Origin of the sequence: Gordonia sp. CNJ-863 (assembly GCF_001942325.1) — a bacterium.
GTDB classification, from domain to species: Bacteria; Actinomycetota; Actinomycetes; order Mycobacteriales; family Mycobacteriaceae; genus Gordonia; species Gordonia alkanivorans.
This window is the reverse complement of the sequence record NZ_MKKG01000029.1, coordinates 1-26286: the sequence shown is the minus strand read 5'-3', so window position 1 is coordinate 26286 and position 26286 is coordinate 1. Positions and strand designations below refer to the sequence as shown.

Annotated in this window: 22 protein-coding genes; 14 read left to right on the top strand and 8 right to left on the bottom strand. The window is 69.4% G+C overall.

Annotated features, from left to right (window positions below):
- The first annotated feature begins 32 nt into the window (after window positions 1-32).
- Window positions 33-1121 (top strand): S-(hydroxymethyl)mycothiol dehydrogenase, encoded by a 1089-nt coding sequence (locus tag BJF87_RS15430; RefSeq protein ID WP_005200727.1) that lies wholly within the window; start codon window positions 33-35, stop codon window positions 1119-1121.
- Window positions 1121-1750, top strand: coding sequence for an MBL fold metallo-hydrolase (locus BJF87_RS15425; protein ID WP_075863484.1), 630 nt, complete (start codon window positions 1121-1123; stop codon window positions 1748-1750). Before BJF87_RS15430 ends, BJF87_RS15425 begins: the two co-directional genes overlap by 1 nt.
- Before the next feature lie 73 nt (window positions 1751-1823).
- On the opposite strand, the gene BJF87_RS15420 is transcribed toward BJF87_RS15425, so the two are convergent.
- Entirely contained in the window at window positions 1824-2459 is a 636-nt protein-coding gene (locus BJF87_RS15420; RefSeq protein WP_075863483.1) for a hypothetical protein, read from the bottom strand.
- Between the two features lie 126 nt (window positions 2460-2585).
- Between BJF87_RS15420 and BJF87_RS15415 the strand changes: the two genes are divergently transcribed.
- The 3 genes from BJF87_RS15415 to BJF87_RS15405 all read left to right on the top strand — a co-directional run bounded on the left by BJF87_RS15415 (window position 2586) and on the right by BJF87_RS15405 (window position 7323).
- Window positions 2586-4313, top strand: a complete 1728-nt coding sequence (locus tag BJF87_RS15415; protein WP_075863482.1) for a SulP family inorganic anion transporter — start codon at window positions 2586-2588, stop codon at window positions 4311-4313.
- A gap of 61 nt (window positions 4314-4374) precedes the next feature.
- The gene (locus BJF87_RS15410; RefSeq protein ID WP_075863481.1) at window positions 4375-5742 is read left to right on the top strand and encodes an MFS transporter; all 1368 of its coding nucleotides are present in this window, start codon (window positions 4375-4377) and stop codon (window positions 5740-5742) included.
- 63 nt (window positions 5743-5805) lie between these two features.
- Window positions 5806-7323 carry an ATP-dependent DNA ligase gene (locus BJF87_RS15405; protein WP_075863487.1) on the top strand — a complete coding sequence of 506 codons (1518 nt, stop codon included), beginning with the start codon at window positions 5806-5808 and terminating at the stop codon, window positions 7321-7323.
- Between the two features lie 12 nt (window positions 7324-7335).
- On the opposite strand, the gene BJF87_RS15400 is transcribed toward BJF87_RS15405, so the two are convergent.
- Together BJF87_RS15400 and BJF87_RS15395 are read right to left on the bottom strand one after the other, a co-directional pair.
- The gene (locus BJF87_RS15400) at window positions 7336-8202 is read right to left on the bottom strand and encodes an anti-sigma factor (RefSeq protein WP_035755762.1); all 867 of its coding nucleotides are present in this window, start codon (window positions 8200-8202) and stop codon (window positions 7336-7338) included.
- A 177-nt stretch (window positions 8203-8379) separates the two neighbouring features.
- Window positions 8380-8787, bottom strand: coding sequence for a YccF domain-containing protein (locus tag BJF87_RS15395; RefSeq protein WP_035755760.1), 408 nt, complete (start codon window positions 8785-8787; stop codon window positions 8380-8382).
- A gap of 94 nt (window positions 8788-8881) precedes the next feature.
- On the opposite strand from BJF87_RS15395, the gene BJF87_RS15390 reads away from it, so the two are divergent.
- Window positions 8882-9136, top strand: a complete 255-nt coding sequence (locus BJF87_RS15390; RefSeq protein WP_035755758.1) for a hypothetical protein — start codon at window positions 8882-8884, stop codon at window positions 9134-9136.
- Here BJF87_RS15390 and BJF87_RS15385 read toward each other — a convergent pair.
- The gene (locus BJF87_RS15385) at window positions 9133-9696 is read right to left on the bottom strand and encodes a maleylpyruvate isomerase family mycothiol-dependent enzyme (RefSeq protein WP_042378462.1); all 564 of its coding nucleotides are present in this window, start codon (window positions 9694-9696) and stop codon (window positions 9133-9135) included. The two genes, BJF87_RS15390 and BJF87_RS15385, sit on opposite strands and share 4 nt — an antisense overlap.
- Before the next feature lie 37 nt (window positions 9697-9733).
- On the opposite strand from BJF87_RS15385, the gene BJF87_RS15380 reads away from it, so the two are divergent.
- From BJF87_RS15380 to BJF87_RS15360, 5 genes are all read left to right on the top strand, one after another.
- The gene (locus BJF87_RS15380) at window positions 9734-10567 is read left to right on the top strand and encodes an AraC family transcriptional regulator (RefSeq protein ID WP_042378456.1); all 834 of its coding nucleotides are present in this window, start codon (window positions 9734-9736) and stop codon (window positions 10565-10567) included.
- Between the two features lie 100 nt (window positions 10568-10667).
- The gene (locus tag BJF87_RS15375; protein ID WP_042378458.1) at window positions 10668-11975 is read left to right on the top strand and encodes a GAF domain-containing protein; all 1308 of its coding nucleotides are present in this window, start codon (window positions 10668-10670) and stop codon (window positions 11973-11975) included.
- Between the two features lie 193 nt (window positions 11976-12168).
- On the top strand, window positions 12169-13692 hold the full coding sequence (locus BJF87_RS15370) for an aldehyde dehydrogenase family protein (RefSeq protein ID WP_006360774.1): 1524 nt from the start codon (window positions 12169-12171) through the stop codon (window positions 13690-13692).
- Between the two features lie 32 nt (window positions 13693-13724).
- On the top strand, window positions 13725-14150 hold the full coding sequence (locus BJF87_RS15365; protein ID WP_006360773.1) for a DUF779 domain-containing protein: 426 nt from the start codon (window positions 13725-13727) through the stop codon (window positions 14148-14150).
- Between the two features lie 100 nt (window positions 14151-14250).
- The gene (locus BJF87_RS15360) at window positions 14251-14793 is read left to right on the top strand and encodes a hypothetical protein (RefSeq protein WP_075863480.1); all 543 of its coding nucleotides are present in this window, start codon (window positions 14251-14253) and stop codon (window positions 14791-14793) included.
- On the opposite strand, the gene BJF87_RS15355 is transcribed toward BJF87_RS15360, so the two are convergent.
- The 4 genes from BJF87_RS15355 to BJF87_RS26145 all read right to left on the bottom strand — a co-directional run bounded on the left by BJF87_RS15355 (window position 14762) and on the right by BJF87_RS26145 (window position 21457).
- Window positions 14762-16294: a dynamin family protein gene (locus BJF87_RS15355; RefSeq protein WP_075863479.1), complete on the bottom strand. Its 1533-nt coding sequence runs from the start codon at window positions 16292-16294 to the stop codon at window positions 14762-14764. The two genes, BJF87_RS15360 and BJF87_RS15355, sit on opposite strands and share 32 nt — an antisense overlap.
- Window positions 16294-18231 (bottom strand): dynamin family protein, encoded by a 1938-nt coding sequence (locus BJF87_RS15350; RefSeq protein WP_075863478.1) that lies wholly within the window; start codon window positions 18229-18231, stop codon window positions 16294-16296. Before BJF87_RS15350 ends, BJF87_RS15355 begins: the two co-directional genes overlap by 1 nt.
- Window positions 18232-18383: 152 nt before the next feature.
- Window positions 18384-19319: a hypothetical protein gene (locus BJF87_RS26830; protein WP_139319526.1), complete on the bottom strand. Its 936-nt coding sequence runs from the start codon at window positions 19317-19319 to the stop codon at window positions 18384-18386.
- A 122-nt stretch (window positions 19320-19441) separates the two neighbouring features.
- Window positions 19442-21457, bottom strand: a complete 2016-nt coding sequence (locus BJF87_RS26145) for an IniB N-terminal domain-containing protein (protein WP_158037527.1) — start codon at window positions 21455-21457, stop codon at window positions 19442-19444.
- A 341-nt stretch (window positions 21458-21798) separates the two neighbouring features.
- On the opposite strand from BJF87_RS26145, the gene BJF87_RS15340 reads away from it, so the two are divergent.
- The 3 genes from BJF87_RS15340 to BJF87_RS15335 are packed head-to-tail and all read left to right on the top strand — an operon-like array spanning window position 21799 to window position 26034.
- Window positions 21799-23409 (top strand): Hsp70 family protein, encoded by a 1611-nt coding sequence (locus tag BJF87_RS15340; RefSeq protein ID WP_262338994.1) that lies wholly within the window; start codon window positions 21799-21801, stop codon window positions 23407-23409.
- A complete protein-coding gene (locus tag BJF87_RS26825) occupies window positions 23406-23537 on the top strand; it encodes a hypothetical protein (RefSeq protein WP_262338993.1) in 132 nt (43 codons plus the stop codon). Before BJF87_RS15340 ends, BJF87_RS26825 begins: the two co-directional genes overlap by 4 nt.
- Window positions 23538-23547: 10 nt before the next feature.
- A complete protein-coding gene (locus tag BJF87_RS15335) occupies window positions 23548-26034 on the top strand; it encodes a LuxR family transcriptional regulator (RefSeq protein WP_075863477.1) in 2487 nt (828 codons plus the stop codon).
- The last annotated feature ends 252 nt before the right edge of the window (window positions 26035-26286 follow it).

Sequence of the window (26286 nt, the reverse complement as noted above, 5' to 3'; positions counted from 1 at the left end):
TGACAACGCCGTTTCGGAAGGAAACAGAACGCATGTCTCAGACAGTCAAGGGAGTCATCTCGCGCAGCAAGAAGTCGCCGACGGAGGTCGTCGACATCGTGATCCCGGACCCGGGTGCGCGTGATGTCGTCGTGGCGATCAAGGCCTGCGGCGTCTGCCACACCGACCTCGCCTACCGCGAGGGCGGCATCAACGATGAGTACCCCTTCCTGCTGGGCCACGAGGCGGCCGGCGTCGTCGAGTCGGTCGGCTCGGATGTCACCCACGTCGAGGTCGGCGATTTCGTCGTCCTGAACTGGCGCGCCGTCTGTGGCGAGTGCCGCGCATGTAAGCGCGGTCGTCCGTGGTACTGCTTCGACACCTTCAACGCCAGCGTCCCGATGACCCTCACCGACGGCACCGAGCTGACGCCCGCACTGGGCATCGGCGCCTTCGCGGAGAAGACCCTCATCCACGAATTGCAGTGCACCAAGGTCAATCCCGAGACCGATCCGGCCGTCGCCGGGCTGCTCGGCTGCGGCGTGATGGCCGGCATCGGTGCCGCCATGAACACCGGCAACGTCGGCCGCGGCGACTCGGTCGCCGTGATCGGTTGCGGCGGTGTGGGTGATGCCGCGATCGCCGGCGCCAAGCTGGCCGGCGCGACCAAGATCATCGCGATCGACCGCGACCCGGGCAAGCTCGAATGGGCCAAGGAGCTCGGCGCGACCCACACCATCGACGGCACGAAGGTCGACGACGTGGTCACCGCGGTCCAGGACCTCACCGACGGCAACGGCGCCGACGTCGTCATCGACGCGGTCGGCCGGCCGGAGACCTACAAGCAGGCCTTCTACGCACGAGATCTCGCGGGCGTCGTCGTCCTCGTCGGTGTGCCGACGCCGGAGATGACCCTGGAGATGCCGCTCGTCGACTTCTTCTCGCGCGGTGGCGCTCTGAAGTCCTCGTGGTACGGCGACTGCCTGCCCGAGCGTGACTTCCCGATGCTCATCGACCTGTACGAGCAGGGACGTCTGCCGCTCGACAAGTTCGTCACCGAACGGATCGGTATCGACGACGTCGAGGCCGCGTTCTCGGCGATGGAGGCCGGCAAGGTCCTGCGCTCGGTGGTGGAACTCTGATGTCGGCGCTGCGCATCGACAACGTCGTCACCTCGGGCACCTTCAGTCTCGACGGCGGCACCTGGGACGTCGACAACAACGTGTGGCTGGTCGGCAACGACGACGAGGTCATCATCATCGACGCCGCGCACTCGGCGGCACCGATCCTCGAAGGCGTCGGCGACCGCACGGTGAAGGCGATCGTGCTCACCCACGGTCACAACGACCACGTCACCGTCGCGCCGGAACTGTCCGAGGCCACGGGTGCGCCGATCCTCCTGCACCCCGGAGACGACATGCTCTGGAACGACACCCATCCCGACGTGTCGCACCAGGATCTCGAGGACGGGCAGAAGATCAGCATCGCCGGCACCGAGCTCACGATCATCAACACGCCCGGCCACTCGCCGGGCTCGTCGGTGATCCACCTGCCCGAAGCGGGTGTGCTGTTCTCCGGTGACACCCTGTTCCAGGGCGGCCCGGGCGCGACGGGACGCTCGTACTCGAGCTTCCCGACGATCATCGCCTCGATCACCGAGAAGATCTTCACCCTCGATCCCGAGACCAAGGTCTACACCGGTCACGGCGACGGCACGACCGTCGCCGCCGAGGCGCCTCATCTCGAGGAATGGATCGAGCGCGGCAGCTGATCCGCGTACAGCACGAACAAGACCCGGCGCGGGTGGCCCATCGGGCTGCCCGCGCCGGGTTCGTCATGTCACGTCAGGGTTGTTGCCGCGGCTGCCCCGGTTGCCCCGGTTGCCCGCCACCGGGCAGGTGCTCGCCCGATTCGTGCCTGCCGGAATGAGTCTCGGGATTGTGGCCGCCGGCACCAGGGGTTCCGGGACCGGGCGTTCCCACACCGGGCGTTCCCACACCGGGCGTTCCCGCACCGGGGGTTCCGTGGCCGGGCGCTCCCGGACCGGGGGTTCCGTGGCCGGGCGTTCCGTGGCCGGGGGTTCCGGCGGGGGCATGGCGGTGGTCGTTGCCGACAGGTCCGCGGTCGCCGCGGTCACCACGGACGTCGGGATCGAGCTCGTCGGCTCGGGCCAGTGTGCTCTCGACCTCGTCGCGCTTCTCCGCGGCCTGCGTGCCGTGGGCCCGCGCCTGTTCGTTGAGTCGCTTGGCCTCGGCGGCCTTGGCGTCGGCCTCGGCCTGTGCCTTGCGTGCCCGGGCGTCGGACTCCTCAGCGATCGCCTCGCGCTGGCGCAACTCCGACACCTGGCCGGTCACGTTCTCGCGGATCTGCTGTGCTTTACGGCGCCGGACGTCCTGACGTTTGCGTAGGAACAGCAACAGAAGAGCGAGCAGGACTATCACGACGACGACGGCGATGATGATCCATACTGCGGTATCCATGGGGGCCTCCTCGATTCATGGCCGTGGACGGGTACCCAGAACGGATTGCCGTCAATCCGCACATGCATGTGTGCGGCCGGATTCAAGTGAGCCTGGTACCGGGTCTGCGGGGGTACCGTCTACGACATGCTCGCGCTCGGTGCGCTGGTCCCGCCGGCGCTGCGCGGTTACCGGCTCGCGTGGTTGCGCGCCGACATCATGGCCGGCGTGACGCTCGCGGCCGTCGCGATCCCGGAATGCATGGGCTACAGCTCGATTGCCCATGTCCCGGTCGAGGCGGGGCTCTACACCATCATCCTGCCGACGATCGCCTTTGCGCTCTTCGGCGCATCGCGCCTCCTCGTCGTCGGAGCGGACTCCGCGACCGCGGCGTTGTTGGCCTCGGGCATCGCCGGGATCGGTGTCGTCGGAGTGGAGCCCGACTCGCAGCAGTGGCTCGCCTGGGCATCGTTGATCGCGCTGGTCACCGGGGTGTTCTTGGCGCTGGCCCGGATTCTGAGGCTGGGGTTTCTCGCCGATTTCCTGTCCAGTGCGGTTCTGGTGGGCTTCCTCGCTGGAACCGGCGTCACGGTCATCATCGGGCAGATCCCCGGGATGCTCGGCGTGCACCGGACCGAAGGCTGGGTGTGGGAGCGCTGCGCCGCGATCGTCGCCGGTCTCGGATCGATCGACTGGGCATCGTCGGCGTTCACGGCGGCGGTGGTGTGCGTGCTCCTGATCTCGCGTCGCACGGTTCCTCGGTTGCCTGCGGCATTCATGCTGGTGGTGGCGTCAATTGCGCTGGTCGCGGTCTTCGGCTGGGACGACGACCTCCCGGTCGTCGGCAATCTGCACGGCACGCTGCCGGATCTCGGCCTGCCCACCGGGCTGGGATGGGACGCGGTGCCGAAGGCAGCGACGGTTGCCTTCGGATGCACGGTGGTGATCTTGGCCCAGAGTGCGGGCACGGCACGAGGACTCGCGCACTCGCACGGCGAGACCACCGATGTCAACCGCGACATCGTCGGCCTCTCGGCGGCCAACATCGTTGCGGGACTGGGCTCTACGTTCGTAGTGAATGGGAGCCCGACCAAGACGCAGTTCCTCGACGAGCAACGCGGCCGCACCCAGGTTGCGAACCTGACGATGGCTGCGTCGGCTCTCGTCGCCGTCGTCTTCCTCGGCAGTGCTCTCGCTTATCTCCCGCACGCGGTGCTGTCGTCGATCGTGTTCCTGGTCGCGATCGACCTCATCGATGTGCACTCGTTCCGCCGTCTGTGGAAGATCCGCCGGGTCGAGTTCGGGATCGCGGTGCTCACCGCGATCGTCGTCGTGGTGTTCGGCGTGCAGGACGGGATCCTGACGGCGATGGTCGTGTCGCTCCTCGAGATCATCCGCCGGCAGTATCGACCGGAGCGATTCGTCGTCGGTGTGTCCGATCACGGACGTACGCGAGAGTATCGGCCGGCCCGGCCGGGTCAGCAGTCCCTTCCTGGACTCATCGTGTTCCGTTATGACGCAGATCTGTTCTACGCCAATGTGAATCGATTCTCTGACGATGTGATGGCGCTCGTCGAGTCGGCTCCCGATCCGGTGCGGTGGCTGGTACTCGACTGCACGGTGATCTCCTACGTCGACTATTCGGCGACCGGTGTCCTCGACAACCTCGTCGCCTTCGTGCATTCGCGGGGCGCTCATTTCGTCCTTGCCGGCGTCGACCCCGAGCTCGAGCATGTCTTGCGTACCGAAGGGCTCCTCGAGGATTTCGACCCGGCCCATGTCTTCCCGACTGTCGGAGCGGCAGTGCGGGCCTTCGAAACGGCAAATTCCCGGTCCCAACCGGAGGACGACACCGGCGAGACGGATGGCCGGTGAGTTTCTCCGCGTGTCACCCGCCCGCGTATGTGACCTGACTCGCAGGGGTAGCCTGCCACGAATGAGCGAGTCCGCGGTCCGCAATCTCGACCACCCCGAACAGCCTCCGGTACCCCGGCGCCGAATAGTCATCGCCTCGATGGTCGGTACGAGCGTCGAGTTCTTCGACTTCTACATCTACGCCACCGCCGCGGTGCTGGTGTTCCCGGTGCTGTTCTTCCCGAAGGGCGACGACACGGCCGCACTGCTGTCGTCGTTCGCGACGTTCGGACTCGCCTTCGTCGCACGCCCGATCGGCTCGGTCCTGTTCGGCCACTTCGGAGACCGCATCGGACGCAAGGCGACACTGGTCGGCTCATTGCTCACGATGGGTATAGCCACCTTCGTGATCGGACTCCTGCCGACCTTCGACCAGGTGGGCTATCTCGCGCCGGCGCTGCTCGCGCTGATGCGCTTCTGCCAGGGTCTCGGACTCGGCGGCGAATGGTCCGGCGCAGCACTTCTCGCGACCGAGACCGCGGAGAAGGGCAAACGCGCCTGGGCGGCGATGTGGCCGCAGCTGGGTGCACCGATCGGCTTCTTCTTCGCCAACGGGATGTTCCTGCTGCTGATCTTCGGCCTCGACTTCGACGCGAAGACCTCGCCCGCCGACCATGCGTTCATGACATGGGGATGGCGAATCCCGTTCCTGGCCAGTGCGATCATGGTCGTCATCGGTCTGTATGTGCGTCTCAAGCTCACCGAGACGCCGGTGTTCGCCAAGGCCGTCGAGGAGGGCAAGAAGGTCAAGACCCCGCTCGCCGAGGTCGTCAAGACCAGCTGGCGTCAGCTGATCGCCGGCACCTTCATCATGGTCGCGACATACACGCTCTTCTACATCGTGACGACGTGGATCGTCTCGTACGGCACCGGCAAGGTGACCGACGCGTCGGGCGTGAAACTGTCCTTCAGCTACGCCGACTTCCTGCAGTTGCAGATCATCGCGGTGCTCTTCTTCGCCGGATTCGTGATGGTTTCCGGACGGCTTGCCGACAAGTACGGCCGTCGCGCGTTCCTCCTCGTGATCACGGTGATGATCATCGTCTTCGGTCTGTTCTTCGCACTGATCCTCGATCCGTCGTCGATGAACAACGGGCGGATGCTGTTCTTCCTCATCCTCGGCATGACCCTGATGGGTCTCACCTTCGGGCCGATGAGCGCGATCCTGCCGGAGCTGTTCCCGACCAACGTGCGCTACACGGGTTCGGGTATCTCCTACAACGTCTCGTCGATCATCGGTGCCGCGGTCGCGCCGTTCATCGCGACGTGGATCGTCGCCGACTTCGGCGTCGGCTGGGTCGGCGTTTATCTCGCCGTCGCCGCCTGCACCACGCTGATCGCACTGCTCAGCGTGCGTGAAACCAAGACGGTGGATCTGAGCGAGGTCTGACCTTCCGGGCCGGGTACCGCGAGGTACCCGGCGGTGTCGGACCCGGCGGGTACCTTCGGAGGGATGAAGCTGATCGACGTGGTGCAGACGTCCTCGGACGTCGCACGCGATCGCTCACGCACCCGCAAGACCGAGGTGCTCGCCGGCCTGCTGGCCACTGCCGCCGACGCCGAGCTGCCGATCGTGGTCGCCTGGCTGTCGGGTGAAATCCCGCAGGGCAGGTTGGGTGTGGGCTGGCGGTCGCTGTCGAAACTGGCGTCCGAACCGGCCGGAGAACCGTCGCTCGAGGTCGCCGAGGTCGACGACGCCTTCGGTGAACTCGCCGCCGCGAGCGGACCCGGTTCGACGACCCGCCGCGCCGAGATCCTCGCCGCGATGTTCGGCGCCGCCACCGGGCCCGAGCAGAAGTTCCTGATCGCCCTGCTGACCGGCGAGCTGCGGCAGGGCGCGCTGGCCGGGGTCATGACCGATGCGATCGCCAAGGTCACCGGTGAATCACTGACCGCGGTGCGGCGTGCGCACATGCTCACCGGATCCCTCCCGGAGACCGCGGCCCTTGCACGTTTCGGCGCCGAGGCGTTGGCCGGCGTGGGACTCGAGGTGGGCCGCGCCGTCGAACCGATGCTCGCGACGCCCGCCGACAACCTCGACGCCGCCCTGGAACTCCTCGGTCCCGACCTCGTCGTCGACTACAAACTCGACGGTGCGCGAATCCAGGTTCACCGCAAGGGCACCGACATCTCGGTGTACACCCGCACGCTCCGCGACGTGACGAACAACGTGCCCGACCTCGTCGAGGTGATCGCCGGACTGCCCTGCGACTCGGTCATCCTCGACGGCGAGACCCTCATGCTCAGCGACGACGGACGCCCGCGGTCGTTCCAGGACACGATGAGCCGCTTCGGTTCCGGGCCGACCGCCGCCGGCGAACCGGAGCGTCTGCTCAAGCCGTTCTTCTTCGACTGCCTCCACCTCGACGGCGTCGACCTCATCGACCGCCCGCTGTCCGAGCGTCTCGCCGCCATCGATTCGATCGCACCGCAACTTCGCATCCCCGCGGTGACCCGCCCGACCGCCGACGAGGCCAAACGCCACTTCGACACCGCGATGGCCGACGGCCACGAAGGCGTGATGGTCAAATCCCTCGACGGGCTCTACGTCGCCGGACGCCGCGGAAAGGCCTGGCAGAAGGTCAAACCCACGCACACCTTCGATCTCGTCGTGCTCGGTGCCGAGTGGGGATCGGGCCGGCGGACCGGTTGGCTGTCGAACCTGCACCTGGGTGCCCGCGACCCCGAGACCGGCGAGTTCATCATGGTGGGCAAGACGTTCAAGGGTCTCACCGACGACATCCTCCGGTGGCAGACCGAGGAGTTCCCGAAGCATGCGACGCATCGCGACGCCCACACGGTCTACCTTCGTCCGCAGGTCGTCGTCGAGATCGAACTCGATGGTGCGCAACGGAGCTCGCGGTATGCCGGCGGCGTGGCGCTCCGATTCGCGCGGGTCGTGCGCTACCGGCCCGACAAGACCCCCGACCTCGCCGACAGCATCGAGACGATTCGCGCGTTGCTCAAATAGCCTCTCCGTGCATCAGCTCAACGACAGCTGCGCGACCGGAGCGCTGGTCGGATGCGCCGAGCCACCGGGCGGTTCGACGGTGAACGCCAGTGCGTCGGCGGTGTTGATCCCGGACAGCACGGCGGTGGTGACCGGTTCGACGTCCTTGTCGGTCATGGTGCCGGCCGAACGCGTGCCGCCGGGCCCGACGAGCCACATCTGGTACACGGTGCCGGGTTCCGGTGGCGGCACCGAATTCATCACCAGCACAGCGCTATCGGCCGACGCGGCCACGTAGACGGTGGCGCTCCCGGTGGCGACCGGTGCGCTCGTCGAGCGTAGGTCGTCAGCAGAGAACACCTGCTCGGCCGGCAGAGCGACTGGTGCGGGAGCGGCCGGTTGCTCGGTGCTGGACAATCCGATCGCCCAGCCGAGCGCGCCAGCCGCGATGGCGACGACGGCCGCTGCGGTCAGATAGGTGAATCGACGTGAGCGGCGGGGTCGATGGGCGTCGAAGTCCGCGGGTGGTTCGATCTCCTCCGACGGTGGGGGAACGGAAGCTTCGGCCTCGAGATCCCCGACGGGCGGCATCGCCGGAACCCCGGAGACCGGTGTGGCGTCGCGTACCGACGGCTCGTCGAGCCCCGCCTCGGCGCGCGCAGCGGCGAGTACCCGCTCACGGAGCGCCGGCGGCGGAGGTGTCGCGGTGGCGGCGCTGACCGCGGCCATGGCCTCACGCGTGGCCCGGACCTGCTTGTCGAACAACTCGCGGAAGTCCGCGGGAGCGGCGGCCACCCGTGCCTCGATGTCGCGCAGCTCGTCGGAGGTCAGTGCGTTCAGCCCGACCACCGGTGCGAGTTCGAGCAATTCTGCTGATTCGGGATCGAGATGATCAGTCATCGCACACCTCCTTCCCTCGGCGTCGTACCGCGTTCACCTTCTGCTGCTGTCCTTCCGATGGGCGGCAGATATTCGCCCGCATGTGCGGACGCAGAGCGCCGCCGCTCGAACGGGTCCGGGCGTGAGGCTCATGCCCCTTCTTCGGACTCGACGACGGAATCGGATGGGTCGGTCGTCTCACATACGTGCGGGGACCCCGCCGGGCATCTGCTGGCCGGTGGGGACGATCTCGGCGCCGAGCGGGAGCAGCGAAACCGGCACCATCTTGAAGCTCGCGATACCCAGCGGAATGCCGATGATGGTGATGCAGAGCGCGAGTCCGGTGGCGATGTGGCCGATCGCCAGCCAGATGCCGGCGACGAGTATCCAGATGACGTTGCCGATCATCGACGCCGCCCCGGCGGTCGGTTTGCGGACGACGGTGCGGCCGAACGGCCAGAGTGCGTAGTTGGCCATCCGGAACGACGCGATGCCGAACGGGATGGTGATGATCAGGATGCAGCAGATGATGCCGGCGACGACGTAGCCGATCGCCATCCACAGTCCGCACAGCAGCAGCCAGATCACGTTCAGGATGGTCTTCATCCGTCCATTGTCCACGTGTCGGAGCGCGGTGGGGACGAAAGCGTGACCAGCACCGACGTGCGGGCGTCCGGACGGCCACCTTACGATTGGTCCCATGCGAGGTCAGTCGGGGCGGACGCGGGAAGCGGTGTGGGCGTTGGTCGCCACGCTGGTCCTCGTCATCCGCATCCTGGCGACCATCTCCCTCATCCTGTTCGTCATCGGGTGGGCCGTCGTGGCCGTCCGCGATTCGTTCGACAACGCCTTCCTGTGGCCGGCGATCGGCGCCGGTGTCGCGCTGCTGCTGAGCACCTATGTCTACAGCCACCTGCGGGTGCGGCACCCGCGGCACAACGGCTGGATTCCCTAGAAGGCGCGCCTCCCCAGCCGGGCGAGCAGCGCGGTCTGACGGTCGGCGCCGGACGGGACGTCGACGCGTTCGCACACCCCTTCGGAGTAGAGGGCGTCCCCGAAGCCGTCGGCCGCGGCTTCCATCTCGGTGAGCTGGTCGTCGGTGAAGCGGTGGTCGAGTCCGGCGGCTGTGGCGATGTCCCAGCGGTGCGCGATCATGTCGAAACCGTAGAAACGGAGCAGGGTTTCACCGATGGTGGTCGGTCCGAAGTGACCGTCGAAGGCGTGGTCGGCGACGGACGGATCGGCGAGGCGGGCGGCGACGGCGTCACGATGGATCCGCCAGCCCGACGCGGGATCGTCGAGCGACGGGGCGGGGCCGAGGTCGACGCCGTGTCCGGCGAAGAAGTCCCGCTGGGTGTCGACGACGTGCCCCACGACGTCGCGGGCCGTCCAGCCGTCACACGGCGAGGGGTTGGACCAGGCGTCGGCGGGCACGGTCGCGATGACGTCGCCGAAACCGATGGCATAGGAGTTGTAGTGGTCGCGCAGTGGTGCATTGTCAGTGGTGGTGGTCATGATGACAGTCAAACGCCACTGCAGGGGACGGTGATTGATGAAACCCGACAAGTCGGGATCGATGCGACTCGACGACGTCGAACGCGCACATCTCGTCGACCCCGCGGATGCGAGCCACCGCATCGGTCGGTGGGGGCCGAACCCAGATCTCGGCGAGATGGTCCGTCGGTTCTGGGTGCCGGTCTGGTCGGTATCGCCCGGGGCGGAGGCACCCCAACGGGTGCTGCAGTACCCGGTGTGTCTGCTCGTCATCAGCAACACCTACGCCCGCTTCTACGGGGTGGTCACCGGCCTGTCGGAGACTGTCCTCACCGGTGACGGATGGGCGGTCGGCGTGATGTTCACCCCGGGGGCCGGTGGTCTGCTCGTGGGAGACGTCGCCCGGTGGACCGACCGATCCGACGAACTGTCGGTGGTCTTCGGCGAGCCCGGCGCGAACCTCGCACGGTCGGTACGCGCGGTGATGGAACGTGCACCGGAAGACGAGGACACCCAGCGTGCCGCGACGGACATCGTCGAGAACTGGCTGCGGGGGTATCTCCCGATGGACGAGGACGGTCGCCTGATCAACGCGATCGTCGACTGGGTCGAGAACGATTCGACGGTGGTCGCGGTCGCGCAGATCTGCGCGCGGTTCCACGTCACCGAGCGCAGCCTGCAACGACTCACCCGCCGCCGGCTCGGCCTCACCCCGAAATGGCTCATCCAGCGCCGACGCCTCCAGGAAGCGGCCGAACGCCTTCGCGAACCCGACGAGACCCTGGCCGATCTCGCCGCCGAACTCTCCTACGCCGACGAGGCCCACTTCGTCCGCGACTTCAAGGCCGTCACCGGGATGACCCCTCGGGAGTTCTCCTCGCGGTTCGCTTGACCAGGGCGAGTAGTCTCTACACGCTGGTGAACCCGGATTGTTGCCGGGATCACAGTTTGCCAGGCAGAATCGTCGGCATATGGCGAGTGACGGAGGGCGCATGACTGACGCGGCTGCGGTGGCGACACGCATCCGCCGTGCGTATGAGGAATTCCTCTCCGGTGTCACGCCCCCGACGGACGCGGTCCGCTCCATCGTCCGTGACTCCTGGGCTCGCTCACTGAGCCGAGGCATCGATCCCAGCGACGGCAGTCCGGCCGACGGGTTGCCGACCGGCGAAGCAGTGTCGACGATGACCGCCGACGAGTTCGCCGAGTACCGCGCGACCCACCCGATCACCGCGGTCCGACCCCTGGTCCAGTCACTCATGGTCGACGCGATCGCCGACACCGGAGTCGTCGTCGCGCTGACCGACCAGGTCGGACGGCTGCTGTGGGTCGAGGGGGACTCCGCCGCGCGGGACAAGGCCGGCAACATCAACTTCGTCGAGGGCTCGGTCTGGAGCGAGGAAGCGGTCGGCACCAACGCGCCCGGTCTCGCCCTGGCCGTCGACCGCGGTGTCCAGATCGTCGGTCCCGAACACTTCGCCGGTCCGGTCCAGGAATGGAGTTGCGCCGCGGCGCCGGTGCACGATCCGTTCACCGGGCACGTCATCGGCGTGATCGACGTGACCGGCGGACGCGAGGTCGCGGCCCCGTTCGCGCTCGCGGCGGTCCGGTCGGTGGTCGCCGCGGTGGAGCGGGAACTGCAGTCGAGCGCCGTGGACCTCGCCGACCCGGCGACCTTCCACACGGGTGTCGCGCGGTCGAGCGCCGCCCACCTCACCGTCCTCGGGGACGGTCCGCATCGCTGGCGCCGCACCGCCGACGCGACCAGTGCACGCACCGTGTCGCCGCGGCACGCGGAGATCCTCGTTCTGCTGCAGGCCTTTCCGGAGGGACTCAACACCGAGCAGCTGGCCCTGAAGCTCGCCGAGGAGGGGCTCGATCCGGTGAGCGTGCGCGCCGAGATCTCCCGACTACGACGCGATCTCGGCGCCGACGTCGTCGCGAGCCGGCCCTACCGCCTCACTCTCGACATCTCCTCCGACATCTCCGACATCCGGTCCCGCATCGAGGGCGGAACCGACCTGGCGTCGGTGGTCGACGACCTCGGCCGCGGTGGATTGCTGGTCGAGTCGACGGCGCCGGGCATCGCGGAGATCTTCGAGGAACTGCGTGAGGACCTCCGGTCACGCCTCATCGCCGGTGGCGACGTCGCCGCGCTGCGCAAGTGGACGTCGTCGGTCCACGGGCGCGACGACCTCGTTGCGTGGCGTCGCCTCGAACACCGTCTGCCGGTCGGGCACCCCGACCGCGCCGTCGTCGGCGGCCGCATCAGGTTGCTCGACAAGCGTTACGGGGTCTGAGGCTTCGACGGAGCTCCGCCGGTGGGGAGTCGCAGCCGGCAACCGGGCTGGTCAGGCCGCGTTGCGAACGTTGCAACCCTCGTGCAACGAGCTCACACCTACTGTGTGGAACAGATCACATCGGACGTCCAGGGGTGTCCTACGTGACAGAGTCCAGCGCCCTCGAGAAGAGGCCGACACGCAAGGAGTGACCATGACCGTCTTCGCAAAGCCCGGTGCCGATGGCTCGGTGATGAGCTACGAGTCGCGCTACGACAACTGGATCGGCGGCCAGTGGACCCCGCCGGTGAAGGGCCAGTACTTCGAGAACCCGTCGCCGGTGGACGGCAAGACGTTCTGTGAGGTCGCCCGCTCGACCGCCGAGGACATCGACCTCGCCCTCGACGCCGCCCACAAGGCCGCCCCGGCGTGGGGCAAGACCCCCGTCGCCGAGCGCTCCCTCGCATTGCTCCGCATCGCCGACCGCATGGAGGAGAACCTCGAGAAGCTCGCGGTCGCCGAGACCTGGGACAACGGCAAGGCCGTCCGTGAGACGCTCGCCGCCGACATCCCGCTCGCCATCGATCACTTCCGCTACTTCGCCGGTGCGCTGCGCGCCCAGCAGGGCGGGATCTCGGAGATCGACGAAGACACCGTGGCGTACCACTTCCACGAGCCGCTCGGCGTCGTCGGCCAGATCATCCCGTGGAACTTCCCGATCCTCATGGCCGTCTGGAAGCTCGCCCCGGCTCTCGCCGCCGGCAACGCGGTGGTGCTCAAGCCCGCCGAGCAGACCCCGGCGTCGATCCTCTACCTGGTGAGCCTCATCAGCGACCTGCTGCCCGCCGGTGTTCTCAACGTGGTCAACGGATTCGGCGTCGAGGCCGGCAAGCCCCTCGCCTCGAGCAACCGCATCCGCAAGATCGCCTTCACCGGTGAGACCACCACCGGACGCCTGATCATGCAGTACGCGTCGGAGAACCTGATCCCGGTCACCCTCGAGCTCGGTGGCAAGAGCCCCAACATCTTCTTCAACGACGTCATGGCATCCGACGACGGCTTCCTCGACCGTGCGTTGGAAGGCTTCTCGATGTTCGCGCTCAACCAGGGCGAGGTGTGCACCTGCCCGAGCCGCGCGCTGATCCAGCAGGACATCTACGACGAGTTCATCGCCAAGGCCGTCGACCGCGTCTCGAAGATCAAGCAGGGCAACCCGCTCGACACCGACACCATGATGGGTGCACAGGCATCGAACGACCAGTTCGAGAAGATCTCGTCGTACCTGGCCATCGGTCGCGACGAGGGCGCCCAGGTGCTCACCGGCGGCGAGGTCGCGGATCTCGGTGGCGACCTGTCCGGCGGCTTCTACATCAAGCCGACGGTCTTCCAGGGCAACAACAAGATGCGCATCTTCCAGGAGGAGATCTTCGGCCCGGTCCTCGCGGTCACCACCTTCAAGGACTTCTCCGACGCCATGCACATCGCCAACGACACCCTGTACGGCCTCGGTGCCGGCGTGTGGAGCCGCGACGGTGCGACCGCCTACCGTGCGGGCCGCGAGATCCAGGCCGGTCGTGTGTGGACCAACACCTACCACGACTACCCGGCACACGCTGCCTTCGGCGGCTACAAGCAGTCCGGCATCGGTCGCGAGAACCACCTGATGATGCTCGAGCACTACCAGCAGACCAAGAACCTCCTGGTCGGTTACGCTCAGAACGCGAAGGGCTTCTTCTGAGCCACTCACCAACCCACAGAAGGTGATTGAGAATGACCACCGAACAGATTGCTCCTGATCGGGTGGTCGCCACAGACGCCGCCGTGCAGCTCCTGACCAAGTTGTCGGAGTTGCACGGCGGACTCATGATCCACCAGTCCGGTGGATGCTGTGACGGCTCGGCCCCGATGTGTTATCCGGTGGGGGAGTACCGGGTCGGCCAGCGCGACGTGCTGGTCGGCGAGATCGAACTCCCCGAACCCATTCCGGCAGTGCGGGTCTGGATCAACGGTGACCAGTTCGAGCTGTGGAAGCACACGCAGCTCATCCTCGACGTCGTGAAGGGGCGCGGTGCCGGGTTCAGTCTGGAAGCGCCCGAGGGCGTTCGATTCCTCTCGCGGGCGCGAGCTTTCACCGAGGAGGAGAACCAACTGCTCGCCGCGTCGCCACCCTTGACGGGCGCAACCGCCGGACCCTGACCGGCCAGTCCACAGAATGCGTCGTGAGTATCGGAAACCGATACTCACGACGCATTCTCGGTTTGCCGGGCAGACCATTTCGAGCGCATACGATCGAAGGATGTCGATGCCCGGCGATGCCCCACCACCGCGACCCCGCGTCGCCGTCACCCCCATGCGGCCCCAGCGAACCACCGAACGCGCCGGCCCCATCCGCTGGGTCGTCCTGGGGTGGATCGTCACCGTCGCGCTGACCCTGGTGACGGTCCTGCTGATCGTGGCGTCGCTCGACGACCTCCGCTCGGTCCTGGCCGCCGACCTGATCCGCGAACACCCCGACAGCGGCACCGACGCCGGACGCGCCGTGGACATCTCCCTGCTCATCGGTGCAGGTCTCGCACTCGTGGTCGTGGTGCTGGGCGTGGCGGGAGCGGTGCGCCTGTGGGCCGGCAGGCGTGCGGGTCGGACGCTGCTGGCGGTCGGTGCCGCGCTCGCGACCGCGGGTGCGGTGGGATTCCGTCTCACCGTCGACCCCTCGGGGTCCGGGCTCGCCGACGCCGGGCTTCCCACGCCCGTGCAGTGGTTGCCGGTCGCCGCGGCGGTGATCGCGCTGGTCGCCACCGGGGCCGCGTTCACCCGCGCGGTGAGTACATCCCTGCGCTGAAACCGCTTGTCCCGGTGTGCGACCCTGCCTCGTAGAGGCGCGCGACGATGCCCTCGGCGCTCCGGACGGCCACCTGACAGGCAGACGCGACGGCCGGTGTGATCAGCGGGTGGCCGGCGAGGGAGCGCCACGTGCGAGCGGCCTCGATCGCCGACGCACGAATCGTCGGTTCATCCGTCCCGGCGGGGACACCCAGACGTGTCGAGGGATCGATCCCCGAGCCGCCGATCAACCGGGTGAGGTCGGCGATCTGGTCCGCAGGAAGGTCGAGACCGCCGCCGCGGATGCTGGTGAGGAGTCGAAGTTCGCGGAATCCGTGCACGTCGGCGAGCTCGCGCCGGACCGACACCCGCAGCTGCGCCGCCTGCGTCGACGCGGACGCCGCCAGCAGGTGATCGAGAGTGACCAGTGCCGAATGGGATTTGAGTTCGTCTGCGCGCTGGGCGAACTGGGTGTCGATGATGGCACTCAACTCCGGCAGACCGCTGCGATCGAGGAGTTCCGCGGCCAGGTCGGCCGACGACGTCGCACCGAACCGGATGAGCGTGACCGCCAGCCGGATTCCGAAGACGCCGAAACGCTCGGCCAGCGAACGCCGGAGACCGGCGGGGATGCCGGGCAGGATGTCGGACCGGGCGAAACGATCGACTGTCAGCAGCGCCGCCTCGAGCTCCGGTCCCGGCGTCGAGGCCAGCTGTGCCAGCGCACGGAACTCGACCTCGCGCAGCGTCCGGGCCGCCAAGGCGAGCAGCCCCGCGACGGGGACCACCGCCTGGCAGAGGCCCGTTCGCTCGAGTTCACCGGCGAAGCGGCCCGCGATCTGCTGCGCGGAGATCATCGCGTCCATCCGGCCGGCGCCCAGCTCGTCGGCTCGGGACACGACGCCGATCACCCCCAGCGGGCCCGACGAACCGCCGATCGCGGAGCCGATACGCCGTAGCATGGCCGTGTCCGTGGCCGTGAGAGATCGCAGCAGGTAGACGACCGCGTCGACCCCGGACTGTCCCCGGTGCTCGTCGGCGCGGGGCGCGAGGAGACGAATTGTGGAGTCGGACAGCTCCGTCGACAGCGACGCGGTGCCCGGCGTGTCCACGATCGTGGTGGATTGCAGAGCGCGGGCCGGCCATTCGACGTCGAGATGGTCCACCTGGTCGGCGGTGAGACGCCCGAAGTCGAAGCCGAGTCGTCCGTCAATACGGGTCACCGGGATTCCGACGGCACGACCGTCGTCGACGTGTGCGGTCACCGACGGCGACCGTCCGCTGCGGTACCAGGTCACGACCCGCGTGCACTCGGTGGCATCGGTCGGCGCGATGTCTTGTCCGACAAGCGCATTGAGCAGCGTGGATTTGCCGGCCTTCAGCGATCCCGCCAACGCGACCCGGACCGGCTGGTACATGCGGTGCTCGCAGAGGTCGAGCTCGGCCTGCGCCCGCGGATCCTCGGCCAGGGTGCCACGAGCGGCATCGAGAAGTGCACGCGCACGATCGATCCCGGCCATCAGCGGGGCTGTCCGGCCGCGTGACGACCGACCTTCGGTTGCGCCGGTTCGGTGTGAGTCGGGTCGAGGGAAGCTGGGTCGAAATGATCGGCGGCCTTGCGCAGGGCGGCGACCGCCGCCAGCCGGGACTCGAGTTCGGCGGCTCGGCGGGTCCGCTCGGATTCGGTGGAGGTCGCGGCGGACTGTGCGGCGCTGAGGGATTCGGAGATGGAGCGGGCGGTCTGCTCGGCGACCGAGCTGAAGTGGTCGCGCAACACGCGCTGGATCACCCGTAACCGGTCCCGGGACTCCTTGCCCACCTGGAAGCTGACGTCATCGGTGAACGCTCGCACCGCCACCTTCGCCTTGGCGCGGCGCTCGAGCACCTTCGCCTGTTTGTCGTCGCGGTATGCCTTGGTGCCCAACAGGAGTCCGGCACCCACCGACACCGGGTTGATCAGGGCCATACCGACCATCGTCGAGATGAGCCCGAACATCAGCACGCCGCCGTAGGAACCTCGCATGCCAATCAACAGTTTCTGTGTGACACCGATCCTGCCGCTGTCGAGTTCGGCGAGTTCGGCCACCGAGTCGAGCACACCGGTCAGATCGGCGGCATCGAAGTCGGGGAGGGAAGTCTGGCCGGCGGCCGCGAAATGGTCGGCGACCCGTTCGGCCAGCCAGACCGACCGCTCGTGAGCCCAGACGAAGTTGTCGCCGATGACCGTCGCCGTCTGCTCGGTCAGCCACTCGGCGAGTTGTTCCCAGTCGACGCCCGGATCGCCCTCGTCGATGGCGCGTTCGGCCTCGCGGGTGACCGCGCGGAGCCGATCGCGGAGGTCGTGGTCGATGTCGGCGGCGAGGTCGGCGACCCCGTCGGCCAGAGTCTGTTGCCACTGGGCGGATTGGCGGCGCATCGCCTCGGCGTCGGCCTTGGCCTCGTGCAGCGCCCGGACGGCCTTGGTCGCGGTGTCCGGATCGCGGAGTGCCGCCAGCTCGCTGCCGAGGGTGAGGGCGAGATGCTCACTGACCACCCGGAGGTCGGTGGCGACCGCTCCGCGGGTCGCCTGCTGAGCGGTCGCCACCACGTGATCGCGGAGGTACCGGTACAGGTCGAGGAATCCGGCTTCGGCGTTCAGTTGTTCGTCGCCGAGGCGCAGCGCGTGCGAACGCAGCACCGACGACACCGGAAGCAGCGGAATGTCGATGCCGGCGGCCTGGAGATGCGAGCGATCGGCGTCGGCGACGGCCCGCCAGTGCGGATACAGGTCGGTCTTCGTGAGCAGGCAGGCGACGGTCGGGCACAGCCCGATCACCTGCTGGAGGAAGGACATCTCCGGCGCCGTGAACTCCTGGCTGGCATCCGACAGCACCAGCACTGCGTCGGCGGCCGCCACCATGCCCAGAGTGGCTGCGGCGTAGGGGTGTCCGTGGCCGCCGACACCGGGGGTGTCGACGAGGACGAGCCCGTCCGCCAGCAGCGGGCCGGGCGCACCGATCTCCAGTCGCAGCACCTCGCGGCCGCCGGCGAGGGGCGAATCGGGGGTGACCGCACCGATCGCGTCCATCGGGACCGGGATGCGATTGTCGGCGGACGGACCGTCGACGACGAGGTGGGCCGTGGGCTGCAGAGCGTGCGAGATGACGGTCGGCACCGCGGTCGTCTCGTCGTCTCCCACCGAGCACACGTCGAGGTCCAGCAGAGCGTTGACGAAGTGGCTCTTGCCCTGTTTGAGCTGTCCCACCACGACAATTCGCAGGCGGGGGTCGGAGACGCGGGTCCGCGCGCCGTCGAGGCGGGTGACGAGGTCGGTTCGCCCGGCCTCGCGGGCCACCTCCGACATCGTGCTCAGCAGATCGCCGATCGTCGACGGTGTTGCCTGGGTGCCGGTCGCAGGGGCGCGCGCGACATCGCCCGTCCGTCTGGCGGGCGGGTTCTCGGCGGGGAAACTTGTCATGGTGTCCTCACGGTAGTTCTGAGTCGGCGCACGCGGTCGGCATTGGGGAGGTGCCGGTGCGCACCGCGGAGACGAGGTCGGCCCCGGCACCGTCCGCGTCCAGTGAGGTACTGGCGTCGGGCGATGCCGGGGCGAAGCCGTCGGGTCCGGGGTCAGCCGGCGTCCGGTCCGGCGTCGACGTCTCCGGATGCGGTGGTACCGGCATCCGAGTCGGCTCCCAACCCACCGGTGAGACCTCCGGTCAAACCACCCGTCAGCCCGCTGGTCAGCCCTCCGGTGAGGCCGCTCGTCGTGTCGACCACACCACCGACCGTCGAGTCGAGGGCGCCACCGAGTCCGGCGTCGGTGTGCGCGTCGCCGCCGAGGTCGACGCCGCCACCGGCTTCGCCACCGCCCGTGAGTCCGCCGGTCAGGCTGCCGGAGAGGTCGCCCGGAAGGTCGCCGCCCAGGTTCCCGATCGCGTCGGTCGTCGCGCCGAGGGTGCCCCCCAGCGTCGAGTCGACGGCAGCGGTCGCGTCGCCGCCGACAGTTGCTGCGCCGCCGGAGACGGCGGTCGTCAGGTCGCCGGTGACATCCGCGGGGAGCGAACTGTCGAGGCCCAGGCCATCGCCGAGTCCGAGTCCACCGCCGAGTCCGAGATCGCCACCGAGTCCGAGATCGCCACCGAGGGTCGAACCGAGTCCCGACTCCAGCGTCGTCCCGAGTCCGGCGAGTCCGCCGCCGAGTCCCGTCTCGAGGCCGCCGGTGACGTCACCGACGGCACCGCCTGTCAGTCCGCCGGCCAGGATCGGGCCGCCCACGCTGATGCCGTCCTCGGGCGAGATCACGAGATTCGGGTTGAGCACCGCGCCGAGTTCACCGGTCAGCGCCCCGTTGAGACCGCCCGTGGCCTGCAGTGTCGATTCCAGCGTGGTGACCAAGCCGTTGGTGGCCGCGAGGTCGACGTCGAGCGCATTGCTCAGCGTGCTGGTCAGCGCACCGCCCAGGTCCGCTCCGCCGGCCAGCCGTCCGACGAGGTCGCCACCGAGGTCGCCGGTCAGCGCGGTACCGAGGACGGCGCCGAGTGATGCGCCGAGGTCGGCTCCCACGTCACCGCCGGCCCCCAGGACCGTTCCCAGCGTGGCGGTGAGGTCGCCGGCCGTCTCGGTGACCAGGCCCAGATCGGCGCCCGCCCCGAGTGCGGCGTCCAGCGCCCCGCCGAGTTGGGTGATCAGGCACCGTCGACGCCGAGCGCCCCACCGAGGTCACCTGCCAGTAGCTCGCCGACACCGAGACCGGCACCCGCCGCGGCGTCGAGGATGCCGTCGATACCCGCGGTCGCACCGAGCACACCGCCGAGCGCGGCCCCGAGCTCTGCAGCGAGATCGCCACCGCCACCCAGTGCGGCACCCAACTGGGCGGCCAGGTCGGTGGCGAGGCCTGCATCGAGGAGACCGGTCAGGTCGGTGCCGAGTACGCCGCCGAGTCCGAGAGCCCCGCCCAGCGCGGCCCCGAGATCGGCACCGGCAGCTGCTCCCAGGACGCCGCTGAGCACGGTGCTCAGCGCGGTGTCCAGACCGACGCCGGCCGACAGCAGCCCGCCGAGTGCGCCACCCAACTCGCCGCCCAGACCGCCGACCACGTTCAGCCCGCCTTCGAGGGCGCCCCCGACGGAGCCCTCGAAGACGCTGCCGAGTCCCGCGCCCAGTCCCAGGCCGGTCTCGAGTCCTGCGCCGAGTCCGGCGGTCAGATCGGCCGCGAGGCCGCCGTCCAGCGCGGCGGCCAGGGTGCCGCCGAGTGCGGCGCCCAGGGCACCCGCGGCGTCGCCACCGGCTTCGAGGCCTGCGGCGAGCGCGCCGGCGACGGTCGCTCCCAGGTCGCCACCCGCGGCGAGGACCGCGTCGAGGTCGACGAGACCACCGGCAGCCAGCACCGATTCCAGGGTCGCCGCGAGACCCGTCTGGGCGCCCCCGCCCACTCCGAGAGCGGCGGTCAGCGCACCGCCGAGAACCGCGTTCGCACCCGCCGCACCGGTCAGCGCCAATCCGCCGGCCGCGGCAGCGGTGGAGGTCAGAGCAACGCCCAGAGCGGTGCCGACCGACGCGGCGGCCGAACCGCCCGCCGCCAGGGTCGAGCCGAGGGCGCCGGTCAGGGTCGCACCGAGCTCACCGGACAGGTCGGCGACGGCCTGCGCGTCGAGTAGTCCGGACAGCGTCGCGGACAGGTCACCGGCGGCGTCGAGCGTCGAGGTGAGGGCGGCGGTCAGGTCGGCCGACAGGTCGGCATCGAGGCCGAGCGCGCCGGAGAGGACCGCGGAGATGGCGCCGCCCGCACCGAGTCCGGCGGCGAGCGCGGTGGCGAGATCGGCGCCGAGCGCGCCGCCGGCACCGAGGGTGGCGCCGAGCAGTCCGCCGAGGGTCGCGCCGAACTCGCCCGCGAGTTCGCCGCCCGCACCGAGCGCCGACGACAACTGGGCGGCGAGTCCGCCTCCGAGTCCCAGGCCGGCGCCCGCGGCGAGGAGGGCGTCGAGCGATGCGCCGAGCTGACCGATCAGCGCACCTTCGGCGTCGATCGCGCCGGCCAGCGCACCGGCGATCACCGGGCCGGCGCCCGCACCGAGTTCGAGGCCGCCGGCGACCACGGTGTCCAGGGCGGCGCCCAGGGTGGCGCCGAACTGTGCGGCCACGGCACCTCCGGCGCCCAGCCCGGCGGACAGGGCCGCACCGAGGGCGACGGCCAGCTGGCCGGCCAGGTCCAGGTCACCGAAGGCGATACCGCCGAGGTCCAGGTCGGCGAGGGAAAGGCCGGACAGGTCGACGCCCCCGAGCCCGATACCGCCGAGGAGCCCGCCGAAGTCGAAGTCGCCCAGGCCGATTCCGCCGAGGTTCACGCCACCGAGGTTCACGCCTCCGAGGCCGATGCCGCCCCCGCCGAGGTTGATGTCTCCGAGGCCCAGCCCGCCGAGACCGAACCCGATCCCGCCCCCGGCGTTCGCCCCACCTCCGACGGCACCGCCGATCGACCCCCCGCCGGCACCGATGGCACCAACCAGGCCGCCACCGGCGGCGCCACCGGCAGCCAGGCCGGAGTCGGCGACGAGCGGAGCCGCGGCCGAGATGTGGGCGGGCGTGATCCCGGTGAGCCCGGCGCGGTCGATCGCCGCTTGGGGATCACCGCAGTAGCTGTTGAACGCGTCCTCGTCGCGGAGCAGACCGAGGATGAAGTCGAGTACCGCATTGGTCGGCATGGCGTCGTTCCTTGCGTCGGAGAGATCGCAGTTCGATCCCGTGTCGAGTTCGACGCTAGGCAGTGGCGCGCTCCGGGACATCGGGGCAAATCCCTAGTCCTGTCGCGGACCCGGTGAATAGGGGGCAGACCCCGGGGGTGGCGATGTCGGTAGGGGGCAGGGGAGTTTTCCCCTAATCGCGGCCGAAACGCTAACGGCCGGGTCATGGCCCGCGACACACTCAGTGAAGTGCAGCGCCGGCATCGGTCGCGGCACGCGCCATCAGACGAACATCCACGCTGCGCGAGCGGCAGGTGATCGCCATCGACCACCCCCGCGGGTGGGAACAGGAGTTGACCGACATGGGCATCACGATCGGTGTGAAGGTCGGGAGCGCGAACAGTGTCGCGGTCGTCGCCTCGGAACACTCGTGGGAGAACTCGCTCTCGGTCGGGACCGCCGGCCTGGTGGGTTCCGGCGACTTCCTCGACCGTGTCGGCGATCCGGTGCCGGTACTCGACGACCGCGGACAGAGCCGGCCCGCCGCGCAGATCCACGCAGAGGCGGTCGCCGCCCTGCTCACCCGACTCGAGCTCACCGACACCGTCGATCACCTGACCGTCGTGCATCCCGACACGTGGACGTCGCAAGCGGTCGACGAGGCCCACGCTGCCCTCCGCGCGCGGGACGACGTGCCGACCGGCGAGATCAGCTGGATAGCGGAGTCCCGGGCGACGCTGGCAGCCGTCGAACACAGCGAGGGGGCCTTCGGTCAGGGCCTCGTGATCGGCTACGACCTCGGCGCATCCGCGCTCACCGTCACCGTGCTCGCCACCGGCGATGAACCCCGTGTGGTGAGTCGGCCGCTGCGCCTCGACTCGGTCAGCGGGAACGAGTTCGACCGGCTCCTGCTGGCACACACGTTGCGGGTCACCGGTGTCGACGCCGAACTCGCCGATCCCGGCCGTGCCTCGTCGGTGCTCGACGATCTGACCCGGCTCCGCACCGACTGCCGCGGAGCCAAGGAAGCCCTGTCGGTCGACACCGACGCGGTCGTCGACGTCCGGGTGGGGGAGGTATCCACCGTCGCCCGACTCGTCCGCGACGACGTCGAGGACCTGGTCCGGGGACCGATCACGGAATCGGTGGCCTTGATCCGCGAAGCCATCGCGAGTGCGGGGGCCGACCAGCCGGGAGGACACCCGGTCCCCGTCACGGCGATCATCCTCGGCGGAGGGGGCGCGTCCATCCCGCTCGTCACCGAGATGCTGTCGGCAACCCTGCGCGTGCCGGTCCTCCTCGACCCCCAACCCGGATCGGCTTCCGCCGCCGGAGCAGCCCTGCTCGGCATGGCGGCGCTCGGCGCGCGTGACTCCGCCGCGACCGAGCCGACCGCCGAGATCCCGGGGCTGGTGCCCGCACCGTCGCCGGGGGAGCGTCCGCTGCGGGAGATCGAGCCCGCTCCCAGTACCCCGGTGACGACTCCGGCGCCTCGCCTGTCCCGGCGGCGGCGAGGAATCCTGATCACGGCGGGCGCCGCGGCGCTGGTGCTGGTCTCGGCCACCGGACTGTCGGTGGGGACGGGTCTGGTCGGGTCCACCGGGGAGGCGACGCCGCCTCCCGCCGGTGCGGTGACGACGACGGTCGCCGCGACACCGGGCACACCCGGCCGGGCAGCCACCACCGTCGCCGGAGCCGACGCGGGAGGCCGCACCGCCGACGCCGCGACCGGAACGGGTACGCGGGGCCCCGGCACGGCACCGCTGCCCCGCGTGGCACGTCCGTCTCCGCCCCGGCGGCCGGTACCCCGGCACCGGGGACCACATCGACCCGCGGCGGCCAGGCACCCGCGACCGGCGGGCAGGCCCCGGCACCGGCGGCTCCACCGGCCGCATCACCTGCGCCCGCGCCCGCGCCGGCGCCGGCGGACCCCGGAAGCGCACCCGTCCCGGATACGAACCCCGCCCCGGTGAATCCCGGACAGCCGAGCACGGGAGGCGATTCGGGCGGCGGCCGGCCGGGCGGTGTCCTGCAGGTGCCCGGCAAGATTCTCGACGGCACCGGTCAGGTCCTGTGTGGCGTCACCCGTGTCGTCTGCTGAAGCCGGGCGGGTGACTGCCTCGCCCTCGCCGACGGTCGGTGATCGTCGGGACTCCGTGTCGGTGTGGGTCGACGACGTCCTCGACCGTGCGCGCACGAGGCTCCCGCTCTGCGCGATCGCCGTCGGCTTCCCGGGAAGCGGACGCACCGGACTGCTGAACGTCGTGTCCGAGGGGTTACGCGAACTCGACGTCCCGGTCAGCGTCGGCATGCCGACCGGGGGCGATTCGGCCGGTCCGACGGTGGTCCTGGCCGACGACCTCCACACCTGGCCGAGTGACCTCGTCGCACGGATGGCGACGATGGTCGATGCCGGAACCATCGGACTGATCGCCACGGCGGAACCACGTGAAACCGACCCGATCCTCCGCGCGGTGCTGGATCTCGCCCGCCGCTCCGCCACGGTTCTCGACCTCGGCACGATGAGCACGGCAGACGTGCTCATCCACGCGGCTCGGGCCGGTCTCACACTCACACCGGCAACCGCGTCGCAGATCCGCCGACGCTGTGGTGGCGTGCGCAACGTCGTCACCGCTGCGCTGCTCGCGATCCGGGAAGAAGCCGCGGCCGCGGGACTCGGAGAGACCGTCGACGAGCCGGCGGTGGTCGAACGCGTGGCGCGCGACCATCACCATCGCCTGCTCCGGGGCCTCGATCCGACGACCCTGTCCGTTTTGGCCCTCGCGTCGTCACGCGCGCCGCTGGACCCCGAGAGTCTGGCCGAGACACTCGACGTTCCCTACGAGACGGCGGTCGAGGCACTCGACCGGGCGCGGGGGAGCGGCCTGCTGCGCGGAGCCGACGTCTTCGTGTCGGCCGCTGCCGATCCACTGCGATCGGTAGTCGGGAACCGGCGCCTCGAGCAGCTCCGCCGCACGTCGATCGCGGTGCGGCTGCGGGCGAGCGAACTGACCGTCGACGACGCGTTGCATGCCGCGGAGTCGGGGATCGAGGACCCACGGCTGGTCGACACCCTGCTCGCCGGTGCGGTTGATGCCGGCGCGGCGCGCGCGGTGGTTCTGCTCCGTGCCGCCGATCGCGTCGAACCGGGGCGTGACGACGTCCGTCTTCTGATGGCCCAGCGCGCCTTGGCTTCTGGCGATGCCGACGGCGCGGGTGAGGTCGCGGACATCCGGCTCGAGTCCGCTCATCCCGCGGAGAAGGGGATCGAGTGCTGGGTGGGGATCGCTGCTCTCGTCGCGGCCCAGCGCGGTCTCGGTTCCCACGCGGCTGATCTCTACCGTTGGCTCGGTCCGGACCACGTTGCGGCCGAATCCCTTTCCGCGGTCACGGCACTCATGGCGGTCGGGGACCGTGCAGGTGCCGCGGCGGTCGCGGCCGCCGACGGTGGACGCCCGCCCGTGGGTGCTCGAGCAGTGCGGTCGCTGGCGGCCCGGGGTCTGCTCGCGTCGGTCTCCGATGGCTTCGGAGATGGCGACGGCGTGGCCGGCGACGCGGTCGGTCTCGTGGTCCGCGGGCTCACTGCGACCATGCCGGGCCGGTGGGATCCGGCGGCCGCGAGAACCCTGCACGCCGCGACCGCACTGGCGTTGAACAGCGGCGACCTCAACGCGGCCCGCGCACTTCGGAAAGCTGCGGGTGACGGCGCGGCGGGGACCTTGCTCGATGCCGAGATCGCGCTGACCAGCGGTGAGCTCGAGACGGCCACCCGTCTGCTGCCGACCGCCGAGCCCGCCGGCGCGGTCGACCGGCTGCGGGTGCACGCCGTCCGCCTCGGTCTCGCTCGTCGCCACGGCGACACCTCGGCGCTCGCGGCGCTGTGGCCGGAAGCGCCGGCATTGCTCGCCGCGACCGAGGTCGACCTCTATCTCCTGCGATCCCTCGCCGAGTTCTGGCAGGTCGCCGCGCGTCTGGACGACACGGCGTCGATCGACCGGTACATCGCCGCGGCCGACCGGTTGCTCGATGCACTGGACAACCCGATGATCTGGGCGGCACCGTGGCATTTCGCCGGAGCCCAGGCAGCGGTCATCGCCCGCGATGCCGAGCTCGCGACCGGGCGACAACGACAGCTCGACGCGATCGCTGCGCGCAACGCGAGCGCATCAGGTCTCGTGACGGCCGCCCGCGCGTGGTCGGCGCTCACCTTCGAGCAGGCCGGCACCATCGACGACGCGCAGGTGACCGACGCGATCGCCGCCCTGCGGTTGCGCGGATTGGATTGGGAAGCAAGCCGTTTGGCGGGGATCTCGGCGCTTTGTTCCGACGACCCGCATGCTACGGCGGGCCTTCTGGAGACGGCCCGGTCGGTCGACGCGGATCGGCGGCGCCCCCGACCGGTGGACGGTCTGTTGACCGAGCGGGAGGCCGAGGTCGCGCGAGAACTTCTGCAGGGCTTCACCTATCGCGAGATCGGCGCCCGGCTGTTCATCTCGGCGAAGACCGTGGAGCACCACGTATCCCGTATTCGACGCCGATTGGATGCCGGGTCGCGATCGGAATTGATGGCTGCGTTACGAGCCTCGGGATATAGCTGATTTCGAATGTATTCATTCCCACAAAAGAACAATGTGAGGGTCGTGCGCTCTGTCCGGGTTGTCGCGAATCGATATTGTTCGATTGAATATTCACCAATTTCAATAGTGTGATGTGTTCCTCAATGGGGCTCTTCCTGATTCAGAGTGCGTCGAGGTGTTGTGCGAGGCCGCCGGAGTGGATGAGTGACCGCAAGATGTAGTGGTTGAGGTTGCGGAAGCCCAACGCGATCCCGCGGAGGTGTTCCAGGCGGC